We start from the raw sequence: 17,970 nt of genomic DNA, 5'->3' as shown, positions 1-17,970 counted from the left end.
ATGACTTATGCACTGGAACTTGAAAAACTGGCCAAGACCTATCCCGGCGGCGTTCAGGCGCTGAAAGGCATCGATCTTAATGTTGAAGCCGGTGATTTCTATGCGCTGCTCGGCCCGAACGGAGCCGGTAAATCCACCACCATTGGCATTATCAGTTCACTGGTCAACAAAACTGCCGGCAAAGTGCGGGTATTTGGTTATGACCTGCAACACGATATGGTCAATGCGAAACGCCAGCTCGGCCTGGTGCCGCAGGAATTTAACTTCAACCCCTTTGAGACGGTGATGCAAATCGTCGTCAATCAGGCGGGTTACTACGGTGTTGAGAAACCGGAAGCGATCAAGCGCGCAGAAAAATACCTGAAGCAGCTCGATTTATGGGAAAAGCGCAACGAACGTGCGCGGATGTTATCCGGCGGTATGAAGCGCCGACTGATGATTGCCCGTGCGCTGATGCATGAACCGAAGCTATTGATCCTTGATGAGCCGACCGCCGGCGTAGATATTGAACTGCGCCGTTCGATGTGGGTGTTTCTCAAAGATCTTAATGCTAAAGGCACCACCATTATTTTGACTACTCACTATCTGGAAGAAGCTGAGATGCTGTGCCGCAATATCGGCATTATTCAGAGCGGCGAGCTGGTGGAAAATACCTCAATGAAAGGGCTGCTGTCCAAGCTGAAATCCGAGACCTTTATTCTCGATCTGGCGCCGAAAAGCCCGCTGCCTCAGCTGGATGGTTTCCAGTACCGGCTGGTTGATACTTCAACGCTGGAGGTGGAAGTGATGCGTGAGCAAGGGCTGAACAGCGTATTTAGTCAGCTTAGCGCGCAGGGTATTCAGGTGCTGAGTATGCGTAATAAAGCGAACCGACTGGAAGAGCTGTTTGTTGGCCTGACGCAGGGCAAGAAAGGAGAGAAGGCATGACACATTTGTACTGGGTAGCGCTGAAGAGCATCTGGGGTAAAGAGATTAACCGTTTCGCGCGTATCTGGATTCAGACGCTGGTGCCGCCGGTGATTACCATGACCCTCTACTTTATTATTTTCGGTAATCTGATTGGCTCGCGTATTGGTGAGATGCATGGCTTCACCTATATGCAGTTTATCGTGCCCGGACTGATTATGATGGCGGTTATCACCAATGCTTACGCCAACGTCGCCTCGTCGTTTTTCAGCTCGAAGTTCCAGCGTAATATTGAAGAGCTGCTGGTCGCCCCGGTGCCGACGCATATTATTATCGCCGGCTATGTGGGTGGTGGTGTGGCACGCGGAATTTGCGTTGGGGTACTGGTGACGGCGATTTCGCTATTTTTCGTGCCTTTCCACGTTCATTCATGGTGGATGGTTGCCGTGACGCTGTTACTGACCGCGATTCTGTTTTCACTGGCTGGCCTGCTGAATGCGGTATTTGCGCGCACCTTCGACGATATCAGCCTGATTCCAACCTTTGTACTGACGCCGCTGACCTATCTGGGTGGGGTATTTTATTCGCTAACGCTGTTACCGCCATTCTGGCAGGCAGTGTCGAAGCTGAACCCTATCGTGTATATGATCAGTGGTTTCCGTTATGGCTTCCTCGGTATTAACGATGTGCCATTGGTGTTTACCCTGTCGGTATTGATCGCCTTTATCGTGGTATTTTATGCGGTAGTCTGGGCATTGATTCAGCGCGGGCGCGGATTGCGTACTTAACGGTTTCAGATTTGGGCGGCGATAATGGACTGCCGCCCGCAGAGAGCATCAGGCAACCTGAACCGGTACTGCCTTTGCCAAACGCTTCATTTCATTATCACCCTCAAAGTAAGCAACTTTAGGTTGCCACTCGCGGGCTTGTTCATCTGACATCTGCACGTAAGAACAGATGATCAGTAAATCACCTGCGCAGGCACAGCGCGCTGCCGCGCCGTTAACCGAGATGATTTTTGAACCACGTTCGGCGGCGATGGCGTAAGTTGAGAAACGCTGGCCGTTATTAACGTTGTAGATATCGATCGCTTCATATTGAAGAATACCTGAAGCATCGAGGAAATCCTGATCGATGGCGCAGGAGCCTTCATAGTGCAAATCGGCCTGGGTCACTTTTACCCGGTGTAGCTTGCCTTGCAACATGGTGCGTACCATAACTCTGTTACCTTTGAGCATCTCATCAAAAAACGAACGACAGTATCTGTCGAACGCTGTGCCTTGTCTACTGCGTCAGATCAACCTGTTGGTTATCTATCAGGCGGGCATTGCCCAGCCATGCCGCCATCAGAATGACCGCACGCTGACTCTCGGTATCCAGTGGCAATAGCGTCTCTGCGTCACAAATCGCCAGGCCATCGGGACGGAAGCCTTTTTCCACCAGCTCTGTTTCAGCAGCGGCGATCAACTCTTCCACATGGCGCTCACCATTAGACAGCTTTTCGCCAATGCTGTTCATCACTTTACTTAGCGCCGGCGCCTGTTTGCGCTGGTCGGCGGTCAGATAACCGTTGCGTGAACTCAAAGCCAGCCCGTCTTTGGCACGCACCGTTGCGACCCCAACAATATCGATATCGTAGCCCATATCGGCCACCATCTTACGAATCAGGGCCAGCTGTTGGTAATCTTTTTCACCGAAGCAGGCGAGATCTGGCTGCACCAGATTAAACAGCTTGCTGACCACCGTCGAGACGCCACGGAAATGGCCCGGACGGCTGGCGCCTTCCAGCAGTGAAGAAAGGCCGGGAACTTCAACGAAGGTTTGCGTGTCCAGCCCGGCAGGATAGATATCGGCAGGGGACGGAGAAAACACCAGGTCTACGCCACGACGATTAAGCTTTTCGCAATCTTCCTGCAAGGTGCGCGGATAACGCGCCAGATCGTCGGCGCGCTCAAACTGCATCGGATTAACGAAAATACTCGCGACCACGATATCCGCGCGCGCGCGCGCTTCATCAACCAGCGTCATATGACCATCATGTAAATTGCCCATGGTTGGCACCAGCGCGATACGTTTTCCTTCCTGGCGCCAGCGACGAATCTCACGACGCAACATCGGCAACGTTTCAATAATCAGCACAGACTTTCTCCTGGTTTATTGGAAACTGTGTTCTTCTGCGGGATAGCTCCCGGCCTCAACTTCTGTAATATACTGACGAACGGCGCTACGAATATCGCCGCTGTCTGACAGAAAGTTTTTCGCGAATTTAGGAATATGTCCACCGGTAATCGCAAATGCGTCATGCATCACCAGGATCTGGCCGTCAGTAACATTGCCTGCGCCGATGCCAATCACCGGTATAGTCAGCGCCTCGGTGACGCGTTTGGCCAGCGTCACCGGCACACACTCCAGCACCAGCAGCTGTGCGCCTGCGGACTCTAATGCCAGCGCATCTTCCAGCAGACGATCGGCATCCGCCGCTTCGCGACCCTGAATTTTGTAGCCGCCGAAGATATTTACCGACTGCGGCGTTAACCCCAGATGACCACATACCGGCACTGCGCGTTCTGTCAGCTGTGCAACCGTATCAGCCAACCACTTGCCGCCTTCCAGTTTGACCATGTTGGCACCGGCACGCATCAGCTGTGCAGCATTGTCAAAGGTCTGTTCTGGGGTGGCATAACTCATAAACGGCAGGTCGGAAAGCAGCAATATGTTCGGCGCACCGCGGCGCACCGCCTGAGTGTGGTAAACGATATCGGCGACGGTCACCGGCAGCGTTGAATCATGGCCCTGGACGGTCATTCCCAGCGAGTCACCCACCAACATGACCTGAATGCCTTCGTCAGCAAACAGTTTGGCAAAGCTGTAGTCATAAGCGGTAATCGAAGCGAATTTGCGGCCTGCCTGTTTCCACTGGCGCAATTGAGAAATACTGGTCGGTTTCATAACGGCCTCTCAGGAGGAAATTTCAGATGGCCGAAGTGTAATGGATCGCGAATCACAGAGGAACGTTTATCCGGTGGATGAAACGGCGGGGTGGTGGATTTTTATACTAAAATGACGCGCTACCAGCGCTGAATGTCTCGACTGTCGAGCAGGGCCAGCCGGCTGGCGACAGATTCACCGTCGGGAAAATGCAGTCCGGCAGCGATTTCCGCCAGTGGCAGCAGCATAAACGCACGGTTTTTCATATCGTAATGCGGTACGGTTAAGCGCTCGCTGTGGATCGTCAAATCGCCAAACAGCAGAATGTCGAGATCCAGCGTGCGCGGTCCCCAGCGCTGCTCTTTGCGTACCCGGCCCTGTTCCAGTTCGATACGCTGAGTGTGATCAAGCAGCGCCTCGGGTGCCAGCGTGGTCTCGAGAGCAATCACCGCATTAAGATAGTCGGGCTGATCGGCAGGGCCGTAAGGCGGAGTGCGATAGAGCGAAGAGGTGGCAATCAGCTGACTTTCAGGGATCGCCGCCAGTGCATCAAGCGCATTTTGCACCTGATGCAGCGGATCGGCGAGATTGCTGCCTAACGCGATATAGACGCGGGTCATGCGTTGCTGTTGCCGTCACGACGCGGTGCTGTACCCGGCGTGCGTTTACGCGGGCGGCGAGTGCGACGGCGTGGCACCGGATCGTCACCCAGCGTGTTCAGCATGGTTTTTTGCTGCGGTGGTGCGGCAACCTGGAACTCGCTCCACCAGGTAGAAAGGCGTTGCAGCTCGTGGTTATTTTCGACTTCAGCACGCAGCGCCAGCAGATCGTAAGCCGCACGGAATTTCGGATGCTCCATCAGCTTCCACGCGCGTTTGCCGTGGCGGCGTGACAAACGCAGCTGCAATTGCCAGATATCGCGAATCAGCGTGGTGATGCGTTTTGGAATCGCCAGCGCACGGCAGGCTTCATCCAGCACGTCATTCATCGCCAGCGCAAAGGCGTCGTAGTAGGCCAGACCGCTTTCCTGGGCAATTTTCTGCGCGGCTTCAAGCTGCGGGTACCAGAACATGGCGGCAAACAGAAACGCCGGGTTAACGCGCATCTGATTGTGAATGCGGTTATCGGTATTTTTCAGTACCTGAACCACCATCCGCTCCATCGGGCTGTCACCCTGCTCGGTGAAGTAGCGGGTGATGATCGGGAACAGCGGCTGGAACAGTTGGTATTCGCGCAGTTGCAGATAGGTACTGTAACCGTAACCCGCTTGCAGCAGCTTTAACGTCTCTTCAAACAGACGTGCTGGCGGGATGTCCTGCAACAGCGTAGCGAGGCGTGGAATCGGCTCGGCGGTTTCGGCGGCAATGCTCATATCAAGCTTGGCGGAGAAACGCACCACGCGCAGCATGCGCACCGGATCCTCGCGATAACGCGTTTCCGGATCGCCGATCAGGCGAATAATGCCCTGTTGCAGATCGTTCAGGCCGCCAACGTAATCACGGACGGTGAAATCTGCCACGCTGTAGTACAGGCTGTTGATGGTCAGATCGCGGCGCTGGGCGTCATCTTCGATCGAACCAAAAATATTGTCGCGCAGCAGCATGCCGTTCTGGCCGCGCTGGGAATTGTTGCGATCGTCCTGCTGCTCTTCAGCCAGGTGATGGCCACGGAAAGTGGCGACTTCAATCACTTCCGGACCAAACATCACGTGTGCCAGGCGGAAGCGGCGACCGACCAGACGGCAGTTGCGGAACAGCTTACGCATCTGTTCCGGGGTGGCGTTGGTGGTCACGTCAAAATCTTTCGGCTTTTTACCCAGCAGTAAATCGCGCACGCCGCCACCGACCAGATAGGCTTCATAACCGGCTTTATTCAGGCGATAGAGTACTTTGAGGGCATTTTCGCTGATGTCTTTCCGCGAGATATTATGGCGATCGCGTGGGATAATCGTCATATGACGAACTTCCTCGACCACAGTTGGCGCCTCATCTTCGCGACTCAGGACTTTTCGGCAAAAATTAGCAACTCGGGTAAAAATGGGACACCTCGATAGTGACTAAGAAACTTGGGTGGTAAAAACAGCGGCTAATCATAGCTTAGTGAGAACCATTTGAGAATGCTGATGTCATTCCAATGCTTCCTGCTGCGTCCTGACGTGGGATTTTTGTGAGATCCCACTGCTGGATTGCCTGTTTTAAGAGTGCATCCAGTGAATCATCCTGCCAGCCGATTGGCTGCGGCTGACCGAGAAACTGCAGAGCGCGCACCAGTACCGGTCGCGCATCGCCTTTCGCTAGCGCCGGCGCATGATTCTGCTTCGATAATTTATTGCCATCGCTATTGAGCACCAGCGGTAAATGCAGGTAGCCCGGCACCGGCCAGCCAAACTGTTGATACAGCGCAATCTGACGTACCGTCGGCTCAATTAAATCGGCACCCCGCACAATTTCCGTGATGCCCTGAAAATGGTCGTCGACCACCACCGCCAGATTATAGGCGAACAGGCCATCACGGCGATGAATGATAAAATCTTCCCTCGCCAGCGCACGGTCGGCAATGATATTGCCACGCAGACCATCATAAAACTCGGTGACTGGCGCATGCTGACGCAAACGCAGGGCAGCATTTTCTGCGCCAAGCTGCAGGTCACGACAATGGCCGTCGTAATGCCCACCGGTTTGCTGAATGCGACGACGGGTGCAGCGGCACCAGTAACTTTGCTGATGCTGGCGTAACCAGCTGAGCGCTGCGCGATAGGCATCGTGGCGCTTTGACTGCCACAGCACATCGCCGTCCCAGTTCAGGCCGTAATGTTCCAGCTGACGTAAAATCTGTTGTGCAGCGCCGGGAATTTCACGTGGCGGATCGATATCTTCGATGCGCACTCGCCATTGACCCTGCTGCGCACGCGCCTGCAGATAACTGCCGAGGGCAGCAATCAGTGAGCCGAAGTGTAATTCACCGGAAGGAGAGGGGGCAAAGCGCCCAATATAGGATGATGGCATGATAGTCAGATACGGTGAGCAGTGAAGCGGGAGCATCGATTTGTCCCTGCTTCACTGCAACATCCGCGCGCCGTTAACCGGCCATTTGTTTCTCGCGAATTTCCGCCAGCGTTTTGCAGTCAATGCAAAGATCGGCAGTAGGACGCGCTTCAAGGCGACGGATACCAATTTCAACGCCACATGAATCACAGTAGCCGAAATCGTCGTCTTCAACCTTTTTCAGCGTCTTTTCGATCTTTTTGATCAGCTTACGCTCACGGTCGCGGTTACGCAGTTCAAGACTGAACTCTTCTTCCTGAGCGGCACGATCAACCGGATCCGGGAAGTTAGCAGCTTCGTCCTGCATATGAGTTACTGTACGGTCTACTTCATCCCTGAGTTGATTGCGCCACGCTTCAAGAATCTTCTTGAAGTGCTCCAGCTGGGCTTCGTTCATATACTCTTCGCCCGGCTTCTCCTGATATGGCTCCACCCCAGCGATGGCGAGAATACTCAGGGACGATGTTTTACGGTTTTGCCCTTCTTGCATGTTGTTTCTCCTGGATAACACGCACTATCGATCCCCAGTGGGGAAAAAAACAGGCCGCTATAAATAACAGAAGCGATTAAGGTTGGCAATTATTCCTGAACAAGTCTTGACAAGCCTGTGAGTAAAAGCGTATTTAGCACACCGCCAGCAACGATCCTGTCACAGCAAATTGCACCAAATATTATAGCGTTACTTCGAGAGACTGTTGCAGACTTAATCCGGTTGTTGAGAACTGCGCCTTATAACAAATAATTTCTGTTCCACTCTGTTGTGCCTGTGCCAGTAGTTCCGCGTACTGCGCATCAATATGACGCGCCGGGGAAACGTCCTCAATCCCCGAGTGCAAAACGGCAAAAAACAGCACCGCACGTTCGCCATTTTCAGCGATCTTAGCCAGTTCGCGCAGGTGCTTCTGGCCACGTACGGTTACCGCATCCGGAAAATACCCTTTGCCCTTGTCCAAGAGCGTAACGGATTTCACTTCAATATAGCAGTTTCGGCGATTATCTGCCTGTAACAGAAAATCTATTCGACTGCGTTCTGCACCATATTTCACCTCAGCCTGTATCGAGCTATAACCGGTGAGTGACGCGACGATATCCGCCTGTATCGCTTCGCGCACCAGTTGGTTTGCTCGCAGCGTGTTCACGCAAATCCAGTGGCCCTGCTGAGTCTGCGTCAGCTCCCAGCTATGCGGATATTTACGCGTCAGGCTGTCGGAGGTGGAATACCACACGGTATCCCCTGGCGTGGCGCAGCCGGTCATCGCGCCGGTATTGGCGCAGTGAATGGTCAGGGTTTCACCTTGTGGAGTGATGACATCAGCCAGAAAACGTTTATAGCGCTTAATCAGGCGTGCGGGCTGCAGCGCCGGGAAAAATTCCATGGTTAATCCTGTTCAGGCGGTCAGCGGCCAGCTTTCCACGATGTTGTAACGGGTACGGCCCTGGCTAAAGGTCGACTGCCATAAAGAAAATTCTGTGACGTCGAACTGCCAGTGAAAATTACGCGGCGGCATCGCTACCGGGCGCGTGGCATTGCGCAACAGACTGATATGTGGATGAAACGGCAGCGGACTTTGGTAACAACCGCTGCGTGCCGCCTGTGAACGTAACAGTTCTGCCAGTTGCACCAGACCACGGGGTGACTGGCGTGGACCAAGCCACACTACGCCGGGACGCGGCCAGTGTCCGGCATCATCAATCGCCAGGCTGAACGGCGGCTGACGAATGCGCCCGGCCAGACGGCTGATAGCCGTGGCTTTTTCTGCGCTGATTTCGCCAAGAAATGCCAGTGTCAGATGCAGGTTGGCGGCGGCCACCGGACGACCCGCCTCCGCGTCAAAGGCCGTGGCGCGCCAGGCAATAATTTCCTGCTGTATCGTCGGCGGCAAACCGATGCCGAAGAATAAACGGCGCATGGACATGGCACCTCCGGTAATGAGTGCGGTTGAATGCTACAATGCCTGCCATTATATACCCGTCATCCTTCAGGCTGCATTTGTGTTGGCTATAAGACCACGTTATTACGGAGTTTTCCTGTGAGTTCATTACCGGTCAGTGCGGTACTGCCGCAGCTGTTAGCCGCACTACAGCAGGCACCGCAGGTGTTACTGGTCGCCCCTACCGGCGCGGGTAAATCCACCTGGCTGCCGCTGCAAATTCTGCATCAGACGGATTTTAGCGGGCGCATTTTGCTGCTGGAACCGCGGCGACTGGCGGCGCGCAATGTGGCACAGCGGTTGGCCGAACAGCTAAATCAGCAGCCGGGTGAAACCGTGGGTTACCGCATGCGTGCGGAAACGCGGGTTGGCCCAAAGACCCGGCTGGAGGTGGTTACCGAAGGGATTCTCAGCCGGATGTTGCAGCAGGATCCGATGCTGGAAGGGGTCTCGCTGGTTATTCTTGATGAATTTCACGAGCGCAGCTTGCAGGCCGATCTGGCACTGGCGCTGCTGCTCGATGTACAACAAGGTTTACGCGACGACTTAAAAATTCTGCTGATGTCAGCCACCCTCGACAATCAGCGGCTCAGCGCGCTGTTACCCGATGCTCCGGTGATTATCTCTGAGGGCCGCAGTTTCCCGGTAGAGCGGCGCTATGTCGCACTGGCAACTCATCTGCGCTTTGACGATGCGGTGGCGCGGGAGGTCACGCAGCTCCTGCGTGATGAAAGTGGATCGCTGTTGCTGTTTTTACCCGGGGTTGGCGAAATCCAGCGCATCAAAACGCTGCTGGAAGAGCGGGTAAGCCGTGATGTCGATCTCTGCCCGCTGTACGGTGCTTTACCGTTGAGCGAGCAGCAGCGCGCGATCCTGCCTGCCGCAGCGGGGCGGCGCAAAGTGGTGCTGGCAACTAATATCGCTGAAACCAGTTTAACCATCGAAGGTATCCGGCTGGTGGTAGATAGCGGGCTGGAGCGGATGGCCAGTTTTGATCTGCGCAGCGGGCTGACCCGTTTACAGACGCAGCGCATCAGCCAGGCATCAATGACCCAGCGTGCCGGACGCGCAGGACGGCTTGAACCCGGCCTGTGTCTGCATCTGTTGGGTAAAGAGCAGGCAGAGCGCGCGGCAACGCACGGCGACGCTGAAATATTGCAAAGCGATCTGTCGGCGTTATGGCTCGATGTATTGCAGTGGGGCTGCAATGATATTGATCAGCTGAACTGGCTCGATCGCCCGCCTGAACCTGCTTTGCGTGCGGCGGCGCGATTATTGCAACAGCTCGGTGCTACTGATCAACAGGGCAGGCTGAATGAGAAAGGGCGCAAGATGGCGCAGCTTGGCAGCGATCCGCGGCTGGCGGCACTGTTGATTGATGCCGGCAGTTCCGCTGAGCAGATCGCGACTGCGGCGCTGTTGGTGGCGATTCTCGAAGAGCCGCCGCGTCACGGCAGCGGCGATTTGCGTGACTGTTTTCAGCGCGTGCAGCCGCACTGGCAGCGGCGTGCCCGTCAGTTACAAAAGCGACTGGGTGCCCGCGATGCGCCAGCAAACATCGACGGTATTGCGCCATTACTGATGGCGGCTTTTCCCGATCGCCTGGCACGACGTCGCGGCCAGCATGGGCGCTATCAGTTAGCGAACGGCATTGGCGCGTTGCTGGATGACGATCACGCGCTGACGCGCTACGAATGGCTGATTGCTCCGCTGCTGTTACAGGGCAGCCTGCAAGCCGATGCGCGCATTTTACACGCTTTGCCGGTTGATATTGATTTACTGATCCGCCAGTGTCCTGAGCGGGTTGAGTCAGTCACCGCAGTAGAGTGGGATGAAGAGAAAGGCACGCTACGCGCCTGGCGACGTGAGCAGATTGGCTCACTAATACTGAAAGCGCAGCCGCAGGCCCGGCCTGAACCCGAGGAGCTGCATCCGGCGATGCTGAACTGGATTCGTGAAAAAGGTCTCAGCGTGCTCAACTGGACGCCGGATGCGCAGCAGCTGCGGATGCGTTTAGCCTGTGCCGCTCAGTGGCTGCCGCAAGAATCCTGGCTGGCCTGCGATGATCAAAGCCTGCTCGACTCGCTGGAGCGCTGGTTGTTGCCAGTGATGACCGGCGTACGCGATCTGAAAGGGCTGCGCAACATCAATCTGGCCAACGCATTATTACAATTACTGACATGGTCTCAGCGTCAGCGGCTGGATACTGTGCTGCCAACTCATTACACTGTGCCGACCGGAAGTCGGCTGCCGTTACGCTATGATGCAGTTTTACCGCCGGTGCTGGCGGTGCGCCTGCAGGAGATGTTTGGTGAGGCGCAAAATCCCTGCGTTGCCGAAGGGCGTGTGCCACTGGTGCTGGAGCTGTTGTCTCCCGCTCAGCGACCGCTGCAAATTACCCGCGATTTAGCGGGCTTCTGGCGCGGTGCTTATCCGCAGGTGCAGAAAGAGATGAAAGGGCGCTATCCAAAACATCTGTGGCCGGACGATCCAGCCAATACGCTACCCACGCGTCGCGTCAAAAAGTTTTCCCCGCCGTCCTGAGCGGCCGTTTAAGAGTAGCTATTTCGGAAGGTTCCACTTTTCCGAAATGCAGAGTAAGAACAGAGTAGTCGGCCTTGCCGACGGCAATCCCTGGAGAAATGAAACGAATGTCTGGCAACGATCGCGAACCTATCGGGCGCAAAGGCAAACAGCCTAAACCGCCGCGTAAGCCGGCAAAAGGTCGCCGCAGGGAAGACGAATATAATGAAGATTACGATGATTATCAGGATGATACTGATGATGACTACGAGGAGACAGAATCGGTGCCACGTAAAGCAAAAGGGCGTTCAGCACGTAAGAAAAGAGGCTGGCTGGGGTTAATTATTAAGCTGCTGCTGGTCATCATTGTGCTGATGGCGATTTACGGCGTCTGGCTCGACTCGCAAATTCGCAGCCGCATTGATGGCAAAGTCTGGCAGCTGCCGGCAACGGTGTATGGCCGTATGGTCAGTCTTGAACCGGGCATGTCCTATAACAAGCAGGAGATGGTAGCACTGCTTGAAGGCACGCAGTATCGTCAGGTTACGCGCATGACGCGTCCCGGCGAGTTTACCGTGCAGGGCAACAGCATTGAGATGATCCGTCGTCCGTTTGATTTTCCGGACAGTAAAGAGGGTCAGATTCGCGCACGTCTGTCATTCAGTAATGGCACGCTGAGCGAAATCAAGAACCTCGACAGTGGTCGTGATTTTGGCTTTTTCCGCCTCGATCCTCGTTTGATCACCATGCTGCAATCGCCAAACGGTGAACAGCGCCTGTTTGTACCGCGCGCTGGCTTCCCGGATCTACTGGTTGATACGCTGGTCGCTACCGAAGACCGTCATTTCTATCAGCATGATGGCATCAGTTTCTACTCGATTGGCCGTGCATTTCTCGCCAATATTACCGCCGGTCGCGCGGTGCAGGGCGGCAGTACTCTGACGCAGCAGCTGGTGAAAAACCTGTTCCTGACCAACGAGCGTTCACTGTGGCGTAAGGCGAATGAAGCCTATATGGCGCTGATTATGGACGCGCGTTACAGCAAGGATCGTATCCTTGAGCTGTATCTTAACGAGGTGTACCTCGGGCAGAGTGGCAGCGATCAGATTCGCGGCTTCCCGCTGGCCAGTCTCTACTACTTTGGCCGTCCGGTGGATGAGCTGAGCCTCGATCAGCAGGCGCTGCTGGTGGGCATGGTAAAAGGGGCGTCGCTGTACAATCCATGGCGTAATCCTAAGCTGGCGTTGGAACGTCGTAACCTGGTACTGCGTTTGTTGCAGCAGCAGAAGGTTATCGACCAGGAGCTGTATGAAATGCTCAGCGCCCGTCCGCTCGGCGTGCAGCCGAAAGGCGGCGTAATTACTCCACAGCCAGCCTTTATGCAGATGGTGCGTAATGAACTGCAGCAGAAGCTGGGTGACAAGGTAAAAGATCTTTCCGGCGTGAAGATCTTCACCACGCTGGATTCCGTATCGCAGGACGCGGCGGAAAAAGCGGTGGAAGAGGGGATTCCGGCGTTGCGTAAACAACGCGGCGTGAAGGATCTTGAAACGGCGATGGTGATCGTTGATCGCTTCAGTGGCGAAGTTCGCGCGATGGTCGGCGGTGCCGATCCGCAGTATGCCGGTTACAACCGTGCGCTGCAGGCGCGCCGTTCCATCGGCTCGCTGGCTAAACCGGCGACCTATCTGACAGCATTAAGCCAGCCGGATAAATATCGCCTGAACACCTGGATTGCCGATCAGCCATTAGCGCTTAAACAGCCGAATGGTCAGGTCTGGAAGCCGCAGAATGACGATCGTCAGTTCAGTGGTCAGGTGATGCTGGTGGATGCGTTAACCCGTTCGATGAACGTGCCGACGGTGAACCTCGGCATGTCATTGGGCTTGCCAGCAGTGACCGAAACCTGGACCAAACTGGGTGTGCCGAAAGACCAGCTGCATCCGGTTCCGGCGATGCTGCTCGGCGCGTTGAACCTGACGCCGATTGAAGTCGCGCAGGCGTTCCAGACTATTGCCAGTGGCGGTAATCGTGCTCAGCTCTCGGCGTTGCGTTCAGTGATTGCTGAAGATGGCTCAGTGCTGTATCAAAGCTTCCCGCAGGCGGAGCGTACTGAACCGGCGCAGGCGGCTTATCTGACGCTGTACACTATGCAACAGGTTGCGGCACGCGGAACCGCCCGTGCGCTTGGCGCGAAGTTCCCGAGTGCAAATCTTGCGGCGAAAACCGGTACGACCAACAATCAGGTCGACAGCTGGTTTGCCGGTATCGACGGTAAAGAAGTGGCGATTACCTGGATTGGTCGCGATAACAACCAGACGACGAAACTGTACGGTTCTTCCGGTGCGATGCAGATCTATCGTCACTACCTGGAAAATCAGGCACCGATGCCGCTTAGTCTGACGCCGCCGGAAGATATCGCCCCGATGAATATCGACTCTGCCGGTAATTTCGTCTGTGACACCGGTAGCAGCAACTGGCGTACGCTGCCGGTGTGGACCACCGATGCAAATGCGCTTTGCCAGCAGCAACAGCAGCAACTGCAGCAGGTTCAGCAGCAGCAGCAACAAGAACAGCAGCAACAGCAAGAGCAGAAAGACAGCGACGGCGTAGCCGGCTGGATTAAGGATATGTTCGGTAAATAGCGTTGATCGCGGTGGTGGAAACGCCACCTTTACCCTCACCCTCACTGAGGCGGCGTTTTCGCCGCCTTTTTTTTCACCGGCAATCAGCCGGCAACCGCGTCCCTGCTGGATTTTTGTTGCAGAGCTTCATTCGTTTCGCATATTATCCGAGCTGCATAATAATAATTATCGTTTACATTCCGCATTTAATGTTTAACCGGACGCGGCTCGCTGCTCCCGCCAATCTTGAAGATAATCATGCAATCTCAGCAACAACAGGACACAACCTTCCGGCTTGATAACGTCAGCTTCACCGTTCCTGGCCGTACGCTGTTACACCCTTTGTCACTGACCTTTCCTGCCGGAAAAGTCACCGGGCTGATTGGCCACAATGGTTCCGGTAAATCGACGCTACTTAAAATGCTTGGCCGCCATCACGCGGCCAGTGAGGGGCAGGTATTACTGAATAATACCGCGGTGGCTGAGTGGAACAGCAAAGCTTTTGCTCGCGAAGTCGCCTATCTGCCTCAACAGCTTCCGGCTGCCGAGGGCATGACGGTGCGTGAACTGGTGGCAATTGGTCGCTATCCCTGGCATGGCGCGTTGGGTCGTTACGGTGTGGAAGATCGTGAACGTGTCGAAGAGGCTATCGCGCTGGTGGGATTAAAACCTTTCGCGCAGCGGCTGGTAGACAGCCTCTCTGGCGGAGAGCGTCAGCGCGCGTGGATCGCCATGCTGGTGGCACAGAACAGCCGCTGCCTGTTGCTGGATGAGCCGACGTCGGCGCTGGATATCGCTCATCAGGTTGATGTGCTGGCGCTGATTCAGCGCTTAAGTCATCAGCGTGGCCTGACGGTGATTGCGGTGCTGCACGATATCAATATGGCGGCGCGCTACTGCGATTACCTGGTGGCGCTGCGTGGCGGTGAAGTCATTGCGCAGGGTGAACCTCAGGCGATTATGCAGGGTGACGTGCTGGAGAAGATTTACGGCATTCCTATGGGCATTCTGCCGCATCCGCAAGGCGGTGCGCCGGTGAGCTTTGTTTACTGATTACAGGATGTTCTGATGCCGGATAAACTTCGCCGCCGTTTATTAACCGCAATGGCGCTCTCCCCTGTATTACTCAATTTACCGGCTCGCGCCGGGCTTCCCGATATCCGGCGCGTGGTTGCGCTGGAGTGGCTGCCGGTCGAGCTGATGATGGCGCTCGGCGTACCACCAATGGGCGTGGCGGAAATCCATAATTATCAGCTGTGGGTGGGTAAGCCGGAATTACCGGCCAATACTATCGATCTTGGATTACGCACCGAGCCTAACCTCGAGCTGCTGACGCAGCTTAAACCGTCATTAATTCTCTATTCTCAGGGTTATGGCCCATCGCCGGATAAACTTGAGCGCATTGCGCCGGGGATAGGTTTCAGTTTCAACGAGGGTGATGGTAAACCGCTGACTTCCGCTCGTCACTCGCTGATAAAGCTGGCAAAGGAGCTGGGTATCGAATCCCGCGGCCATCAGCATCTGGCAGAATTTGATCGCTTTATGCTGCAAATGCGCGCCAGACTGGCTCCTCGGGCCACTAAACCGCTACTGTTGATGTCGATTCTCGACACTCGCCATGCGATTGTGTTTGGCAAAGGCAGCCTGTTTCAGGAAGTGCTTGATGAGCTGGGCATTGAAAATGCCTGGCAAGGCGAAACTAATTTCTGGGGCAGCGCGGTAATTGGGATTGAGCGGCTGGCAACGATTAAAGATGCCGATGCCATCTGTTTCGACCACGGCAACGACCTGATGATGGAGCAAGTCACCTCGACCGCGCTGTGGCGCTCTTTACCGTTTGTTCGCCAGCAGCGTTTTAAGCGGGTACCGGCGGTGTGGTTCTATGGCGCAACGCTGACTGCTCAGCATTTCTGTCATACCCTCGACAGTGCGCTGGAGGCGTCATGACATCACGCAAATTGTTCCCGGTTACGCTGCTGGCGGGCCTGTTTATTCTCACGCTGGTGTTAACTCTATATAACCTCGCCAGCCATCTGCCGATGGCGCAATGGCGGATGGCGCTGCGCCAGCCGGATATCGATAACCTCGATCAGATGCTGTTTCATTACAGCCTGCTGCCGAGGCTGGCAATCTCGTTGCTGGTTGGTGCAGGGCTTGGACTGGCCGGTTTGCTGTTCCAGCAGGTATTGCGTAATCCACTGGCAGAACCGACGACTCTCGGCGTGGCCTCCGGAGCGCAGCTGGGGATTACCGTTGTTACATTGTGGAGCTTGCCGGGTGGGTTGTTAACGCAGCAAATGGCCGCAATGGGCGGTGCGATTCTGATCGGGCTGGTGGTGTTCGGTATTGCGTGGGGCAAGCGTCTGTCACCGGTCACGCTGATTCTCGCCGGGCTGGTGATGAGTCTGTACTGTGGTGCGGTCAATCAGATCATCGCCATCTTCAATCATGATCAACTGCAAAATATGTTTTTGTGGGGCACCGGTGCATTAAATCAACAGGACTGGAGCAACGTCATCACGCTGTGGCCAAGATTGCTGCTTGCCTTTGCGCTGGCGCTTCTGCTGCTGCGCCCGATGACGCTGATGGGGCTGGATGACGGCGTAGCGAAAAATCTCGGTCTGGCATTGTCTCTGGCGCGGTTAGCCGCGCTGCTGCTGGCGATTCTGCTTAGCGCTCAGCTGGTAAATACGGTAGGGATCGTTGGATTTATCGGCCTGTTTGCGCCACTGCTGGCACGGATGCTGGGTGCGCGCCGTCTGATTAGCCGTCTGCTGTTGGCACCGTTGATTGGTGCGCTGCTGTTGTGGCTGGCGGATCAAAGCGTCAGCTGGCTGACCGATGTCTGGCGTGAGGTTTCGACCGGTACCGCTACGGCGGTGATAGGTGCGCCGCTGTTGCTGTGGCTACTGCCACGGCTGCGTACCGGCTCGGTGCCGCCGGCAATGAATCAGGGCGATAATGTCCCTGTTGAGCGTCAGCAAGTGCTGTGGTGGGCACTGGCGGGCGTCGGCCTGCTGCTGCTGTTGATCGCCGTGGCGCTGTCGTTCGGGCGTGATGCCTTGGGCTGGGTATGGGCCAGTGGCGACCTCTGGCAGCAATTACAGCCGTGGCGCGCACCGCGCGTGGGTGCAGCACTGGCTGCCGGGATGATGCTTGGCGTGGCCGGCTGCGTGATTCAGCGGTTGACCGGTAATCCCATGGCCAGCCCGGAGGTTTTAGGCATCAGTTCCGGGGCCGCCTTTGGCGTGGTGATGATGCTGTTTCTGGTGCCGGGCGATGCTTTTGGCTGGTTACTGCCTGCCGGCAGCCTTGGTGCTGCGGTGACCCTGATGGTCATTATGCTGGCTGCAGGGCGCGGGGGATTCTCTCCGGAGCGTATGCTGTTGGCGGGAATGGCGCTAAGCACCGCCTTTACCATGCTGCTGATGCTGTTGCTGGCCAGTGGCGATCCTCGCATGGCTAGCCTGCTGACGTGGATTTCCGGTTCGACTTATCAGGTTGATGGCCCTCAGGCGTTGCGGACTGGGATGATTGCCGTGATATTGATTGCGCTGGCACCGTTAGCCACGCGCTGGCTGACTATTCTGCCGTTGGGGGGCGCGACAGCGCGTGCGGTCGGCATGGCATTAACGCCTTCGCGTCTGGCTTTATTACTGCTGGCGGCAGCGCTGACGGCGGCGGCAACGCTTACCATCGGCCCGCTTAGCTTTGTTGGCCTGATGGCCCCACACATGGCACGAATGCTGGGCTTCCGTCGCGCGCTGCCGCAGCTGGTGATCACTGCGCTGTTAGGGGGAATACTCATGGTATTTGCTGACTGGTGCGGACGGATGATGTCATTCCCGGATCAAATTCCGGCCGGGCTGTTGGCGACCTTCTTTGGCGCGCCTTATTTTGTTTATCTGCTGCGTAAGAGCCGCTAGAGGGTGAAGCGAAAACGGCTGCCCTCTCAATGACTTGCCGAGTGTCAATCTTCAGCAGAGGCGGCGAAAACGCCGCCTCTGCTGAAAC

At 55.8% G+C, this 17,970-nt stretch carries 16 protein-coding genes; 7 read left to right on the top strand and 9 right to left on the bottom strand.

Annotation, left to right across the window (positions count from 1 at the left end; genetic code table 11):
* Together ACP3TC_RS17390 and ACP3TC_RS17385 are read left to right on the top strand one after the other, a co-directional pair.
* On the top strand, positions 1-927 hold the full coding sequence (locus ACP3TC_RS17390; RefSeq protein ID WP_313855827.1) for an ABC transporter ATP-binding protein: 927 nt from the start codon (positions 1-3) through the stop codon (positions 925-927).
* Positions 924-1,694 carry an ABC transporter permease gene (locus ACP3TC_RS17385; protein WP_313855828.1) on the top strand — a complete coding sequence of 257 codons (771 nt, stop codon included), beginning with the start codon at positions 924-926 and terminating at the stop codon, positions 1,692-1,694. The genes ACP3TC_RS17390 and ACP3TC_RS17385 overlap by 4 nt, the downstream gene beginning before the upstream one ends.
* A gap of 48 nt (positions 1,695-1,742) precedes the next feature.
* Here ACP3TC_RS17385 and panD read toward each other — a convergent pair whose 3' ends face one another.
* The 9 genes from panD to thpR form a co-directional block, all read right to left on the bottom strand.
* On the bottom strand, positions 1,743-2,123 hold the full coding sequence (gene panD, locus ACP3TC_RS17380; protein ID WP_052901019.1) for an aspartate 1-decarboxylase: 381 nt from the start codon (positions 2,121-2,123) through the stop codon (positions 1,743-1,745).
* Positions 2,124-2,190: 67 nt separating this feature from the next.
* Positions 2,191-3,045, bottom strand: a complete 855-nt coding sequence (gene panC / locus ACP3TC_RS17375) for a pantoate--beta-alanine ligase (protein WP_426816916.1) — start codon at positions 3,043-3,045, stop codon at positions 2,191-2,193.
* Positions 3,046-3,060: 15 nt separating this feature from the next.
* Entirely contained in the window at positions 3,061-3,855 is a 795-nt protein-coding gene (gene panB / locus ACP3TC_RS17370) for a 3-methyl-2-oxobutanoate hydroxymethyltransferase (protein ID WP_313855830.1), read from the bottom strand.
* Between the two features lie 119 nt (positions 3,856-3,974).
* The gene (gene folK / locus ACP3TC_RS17365; RefSeq protein ID WP_313855831.1) at positions 3,975-4,454 is read right to left on the bottom strand and encodes a 2-amino-4-hydroxy-6-hydroxymethyldihydropteridine diphosphokinase; all 480 of its coding nucleotides are present in this window, start codon (positions 4,452-4,454) and stop codon (positions 3,975-3,977) included.
* The gene (gene pcnB / locus ACP3TC_RS17360) at positions 4,451-5,872 is read right to left on the bottom strand and encodes a polynucleotide adenylyltransferase PcnB (RefSeq protein WP_313857598.1); all 1,422 of its coding nucleotides are present in this window, start codon (positions 5,870-5,872) and stop codon (positions 4,451-4,453) included. Before pcnB ends, folK begins: the two co-directional genes overlap by 4 nt.
* A gap of 58 nt (positions 5,873-5,930) precedes the next feature.
* Entirely contained in the window at positions 5,931-6,839 is a 909-nt protein-coding gene (gene gluQRS / locus ACP3TC_RS17355) for a tRNA glutamyl-Q(34) synthetase GluQRS (RefSeq protein ID WP_426818294.1), read from the bottom strand.
* Positions 6,840-6,912: 73 nt separating this feature from the next.
* The gene (dksA, locus tag ACP3TC_RS17350) at positions 6,913-7,368 is read right to left on the bottom strand and encodes an RNA polymerase-binding protein DksA (protein ID WP_017800386.1); all 456 of its coding nucleotides are present in this window, start codon (positions 7,366-7,368) and stop codon (positions 6,913-6,915) included.
* A 181-nt stretch (positions 7,369-7,549) separates the two neighbouring features.
* On the bottom strand, positions 7,550-8,254 hold the full coding sequence (gene sfsA, locus ACP3TC_RS17345) for a DNA/RNA nuclease SfsA (RefSeq protein WP_313855832.1): 705 nt from the start codon (positions 8,252-8,254) through the stop codon (positions 7,550-7,552).
* 12 nt (positions 8,255-8,266) lie between these two features.
* On the bottom strand, positions 8,267-8,794 hold the full coding sequence (gene thpR / locus ACP3TC_RS17340) for an RNA 2',3'-cyclic phosphodiesterase (RefSeq protein WP_426816915.1): 528 nt from the start codon (positions 8,792-8,794) through the stop codon (positions 8,267-8,269).
* Positions 8,795-8,908: 114 nt separating this feature from the next.
* On the opposite strand from thpR, the gene hrpB reads away from it, so the two are divergent.
* The 5 genes from hrpB (at position 8,909) to fhuB (ending at position 17,882) form a co-directional block, all read left to right on the top strand.
* Positions 8,909-11,353: an ATP-dependent helicase HrpB gene (hrpB, locus tag ACP3TC_RS17335; RefSeq protein ID WP_426816914.1), complete on the top strand. Its 2,445-nt coding sequence runs from the start codon at positions 8,909-8,911 to the stop codon at positions 11,351-11,353.
* 107 nt (positions 11,354-11,460) lie between these two features.
* Positions 11,461-13,977, top strand: coding sequence for a bifunctional glycosyl transferase/transpeptidase (gene mrcB / locus ACP3TC_RS17330; protein ID WP_426818293.1), 2,517 nt, complete (start codon positions 11,461-11,463; stop codon positions 13,975-13,977).
* Positions 13,978-14,214: 237 nt separating this feature from the next.
* Positions 14,215-15,009 (top strand): Fe3+-hydroxamate ABC transporter ATP-binding protein FhuC, encoded by a 795-nt coding sequence (gene fhuC, locus ACP3TC_RS17325; protein WP_313855836.1) that lies wholly within the window; start codon positions 14,215-14,217, stop codon positions 15,007-15,009.
* 15 nt (positions 15,010-15,024) lie between these two features.
* Complete coding sequence (gene fhuD / locus ACP3TC_RS17320) at positions 15,025-15,903, top strand: Fe(3+)-hydroxamate ABC transporter substrate-binding protein FhuD (RefSeq protein ID WP_313855837.1); 879 nt, start codon at positions 15,025-15,027, stop codon at positions 15,901-15,903.
* The gene (fhuB, locus tag ACP3TC_RS17315) at positions 15,900-17,882 is read left to right on the top strand and encodes a Fe(3+)-hydroxamate ABC transporter permease FhuB (RefSeq protein WP_426816913.1); all 1,983 of its coding nucleotides are present in this window, start codon (positions 15,900-15,902) and stop codon (positions 17,880-17,882) included. The genes fhuD and fhuB overlap by 4 nt, the downstream gene beginning before the upstream one ends.
* The last annotated feature ends 88 nt before the right edge of the window (positions 17,883-17,970 follow it).

Origin of the sequence: Winslowiella sp. 2C04 (genome assembly GCF_050037805.1) — a bacterium.
GTDB lineage: Bacteria > Pseudomonadota > Gammaproteobacteria > Enterobacterales > Enterobacteriaceae > Erwinia > Erwinia toletana_A.
Note: the sequence above shows the minus strand (reverse complement) of the source record. Positions and strands in the feature narration are given on the sequence as shown.

Coding starts and splice junctions, on each gene's coding strand:
- ACP3TC_RS17390 (WP_313855827.1), top strand. CDS start 1: ATGACTTATGCACTGGAACTTGAAAAACTGGCCAAGACCTATCCCGGC.
- ACP3TC_RS17385 (WP_313855828.1), top strand. CDS start 924: ATGACACATTTGTACTGGGTAGCGCTGAAGAGCATCTGGGGTAAAGAG.
- panD (WP_052901019.1), bottom strand. CDS start 2,123: ATGGTACGCACCATGTTGCAAGGCAAGCTACACCGGGTAAAAGTGACC.
- panB (WP_313855830.1), bottom strand. CDS start 3,855: ATGAAACCGACCAGTATTTCTCAATTGCGCCAGTGGAAACAGGCAGGC.
- folK (WP_313855831.1), bottom strand. CDS start 4,454: ATGACCCGCGTCTATATCGCGTTAGGCAGCAATCTCGCCGATCCGCTG.
- gluQRS (WP_426818294.1), bottom strand. CDS start 6,839: ATGCCATCATCCTATATTGGGCGCTTTGCCCCCTCTCCTTCCGGTGAA.
- dksA (WP_017800386.1), bottom strand. CDS start 7,368: ATGCAAGAAGGGCAAAACCGTAAAACATCGTCCCTGAGTATTCTCGCC.
- sfsA (WP_313855832.1), bottom strand. CDS start 8,254: ATGGAATTTTTCCCGGCGCTGCAGCCCGCACGCCTGATTAAGCGCTAT.
- thpR (WP_426816915.1), bottom strand. CDS start 8,794: ATGTCCATGCGCCGTTTATTCTTCGGCATCGGTTTGCCGCCGACGATA.
- mrcB (WP_426818293.1), top strand. CDS start 11,461: ATGTCTGGCAACGATCGCGAACCTATCGGGCGCAAAGGCAAACAGCCT.
- fhuC (WP_313855836.1), top strand. CDS start 14,215: ATGCAATCTCAGCAACAACAGGACACAACCTTCCGGCTTGATAACGTC.
- fhuD (WP_313855837.1), top strand. CDS start 15,025: ATGCCGGATAAACTTCGCCGCCGTTTATTAACCGCAATGGCGCTCTCC.
- fhuB (WP_426816913.1), top strand. CDS start 15,900: ATGACATCACGCAAATTGTTCCCGGTTACGCTGCTGGCGGGCCTGTTT.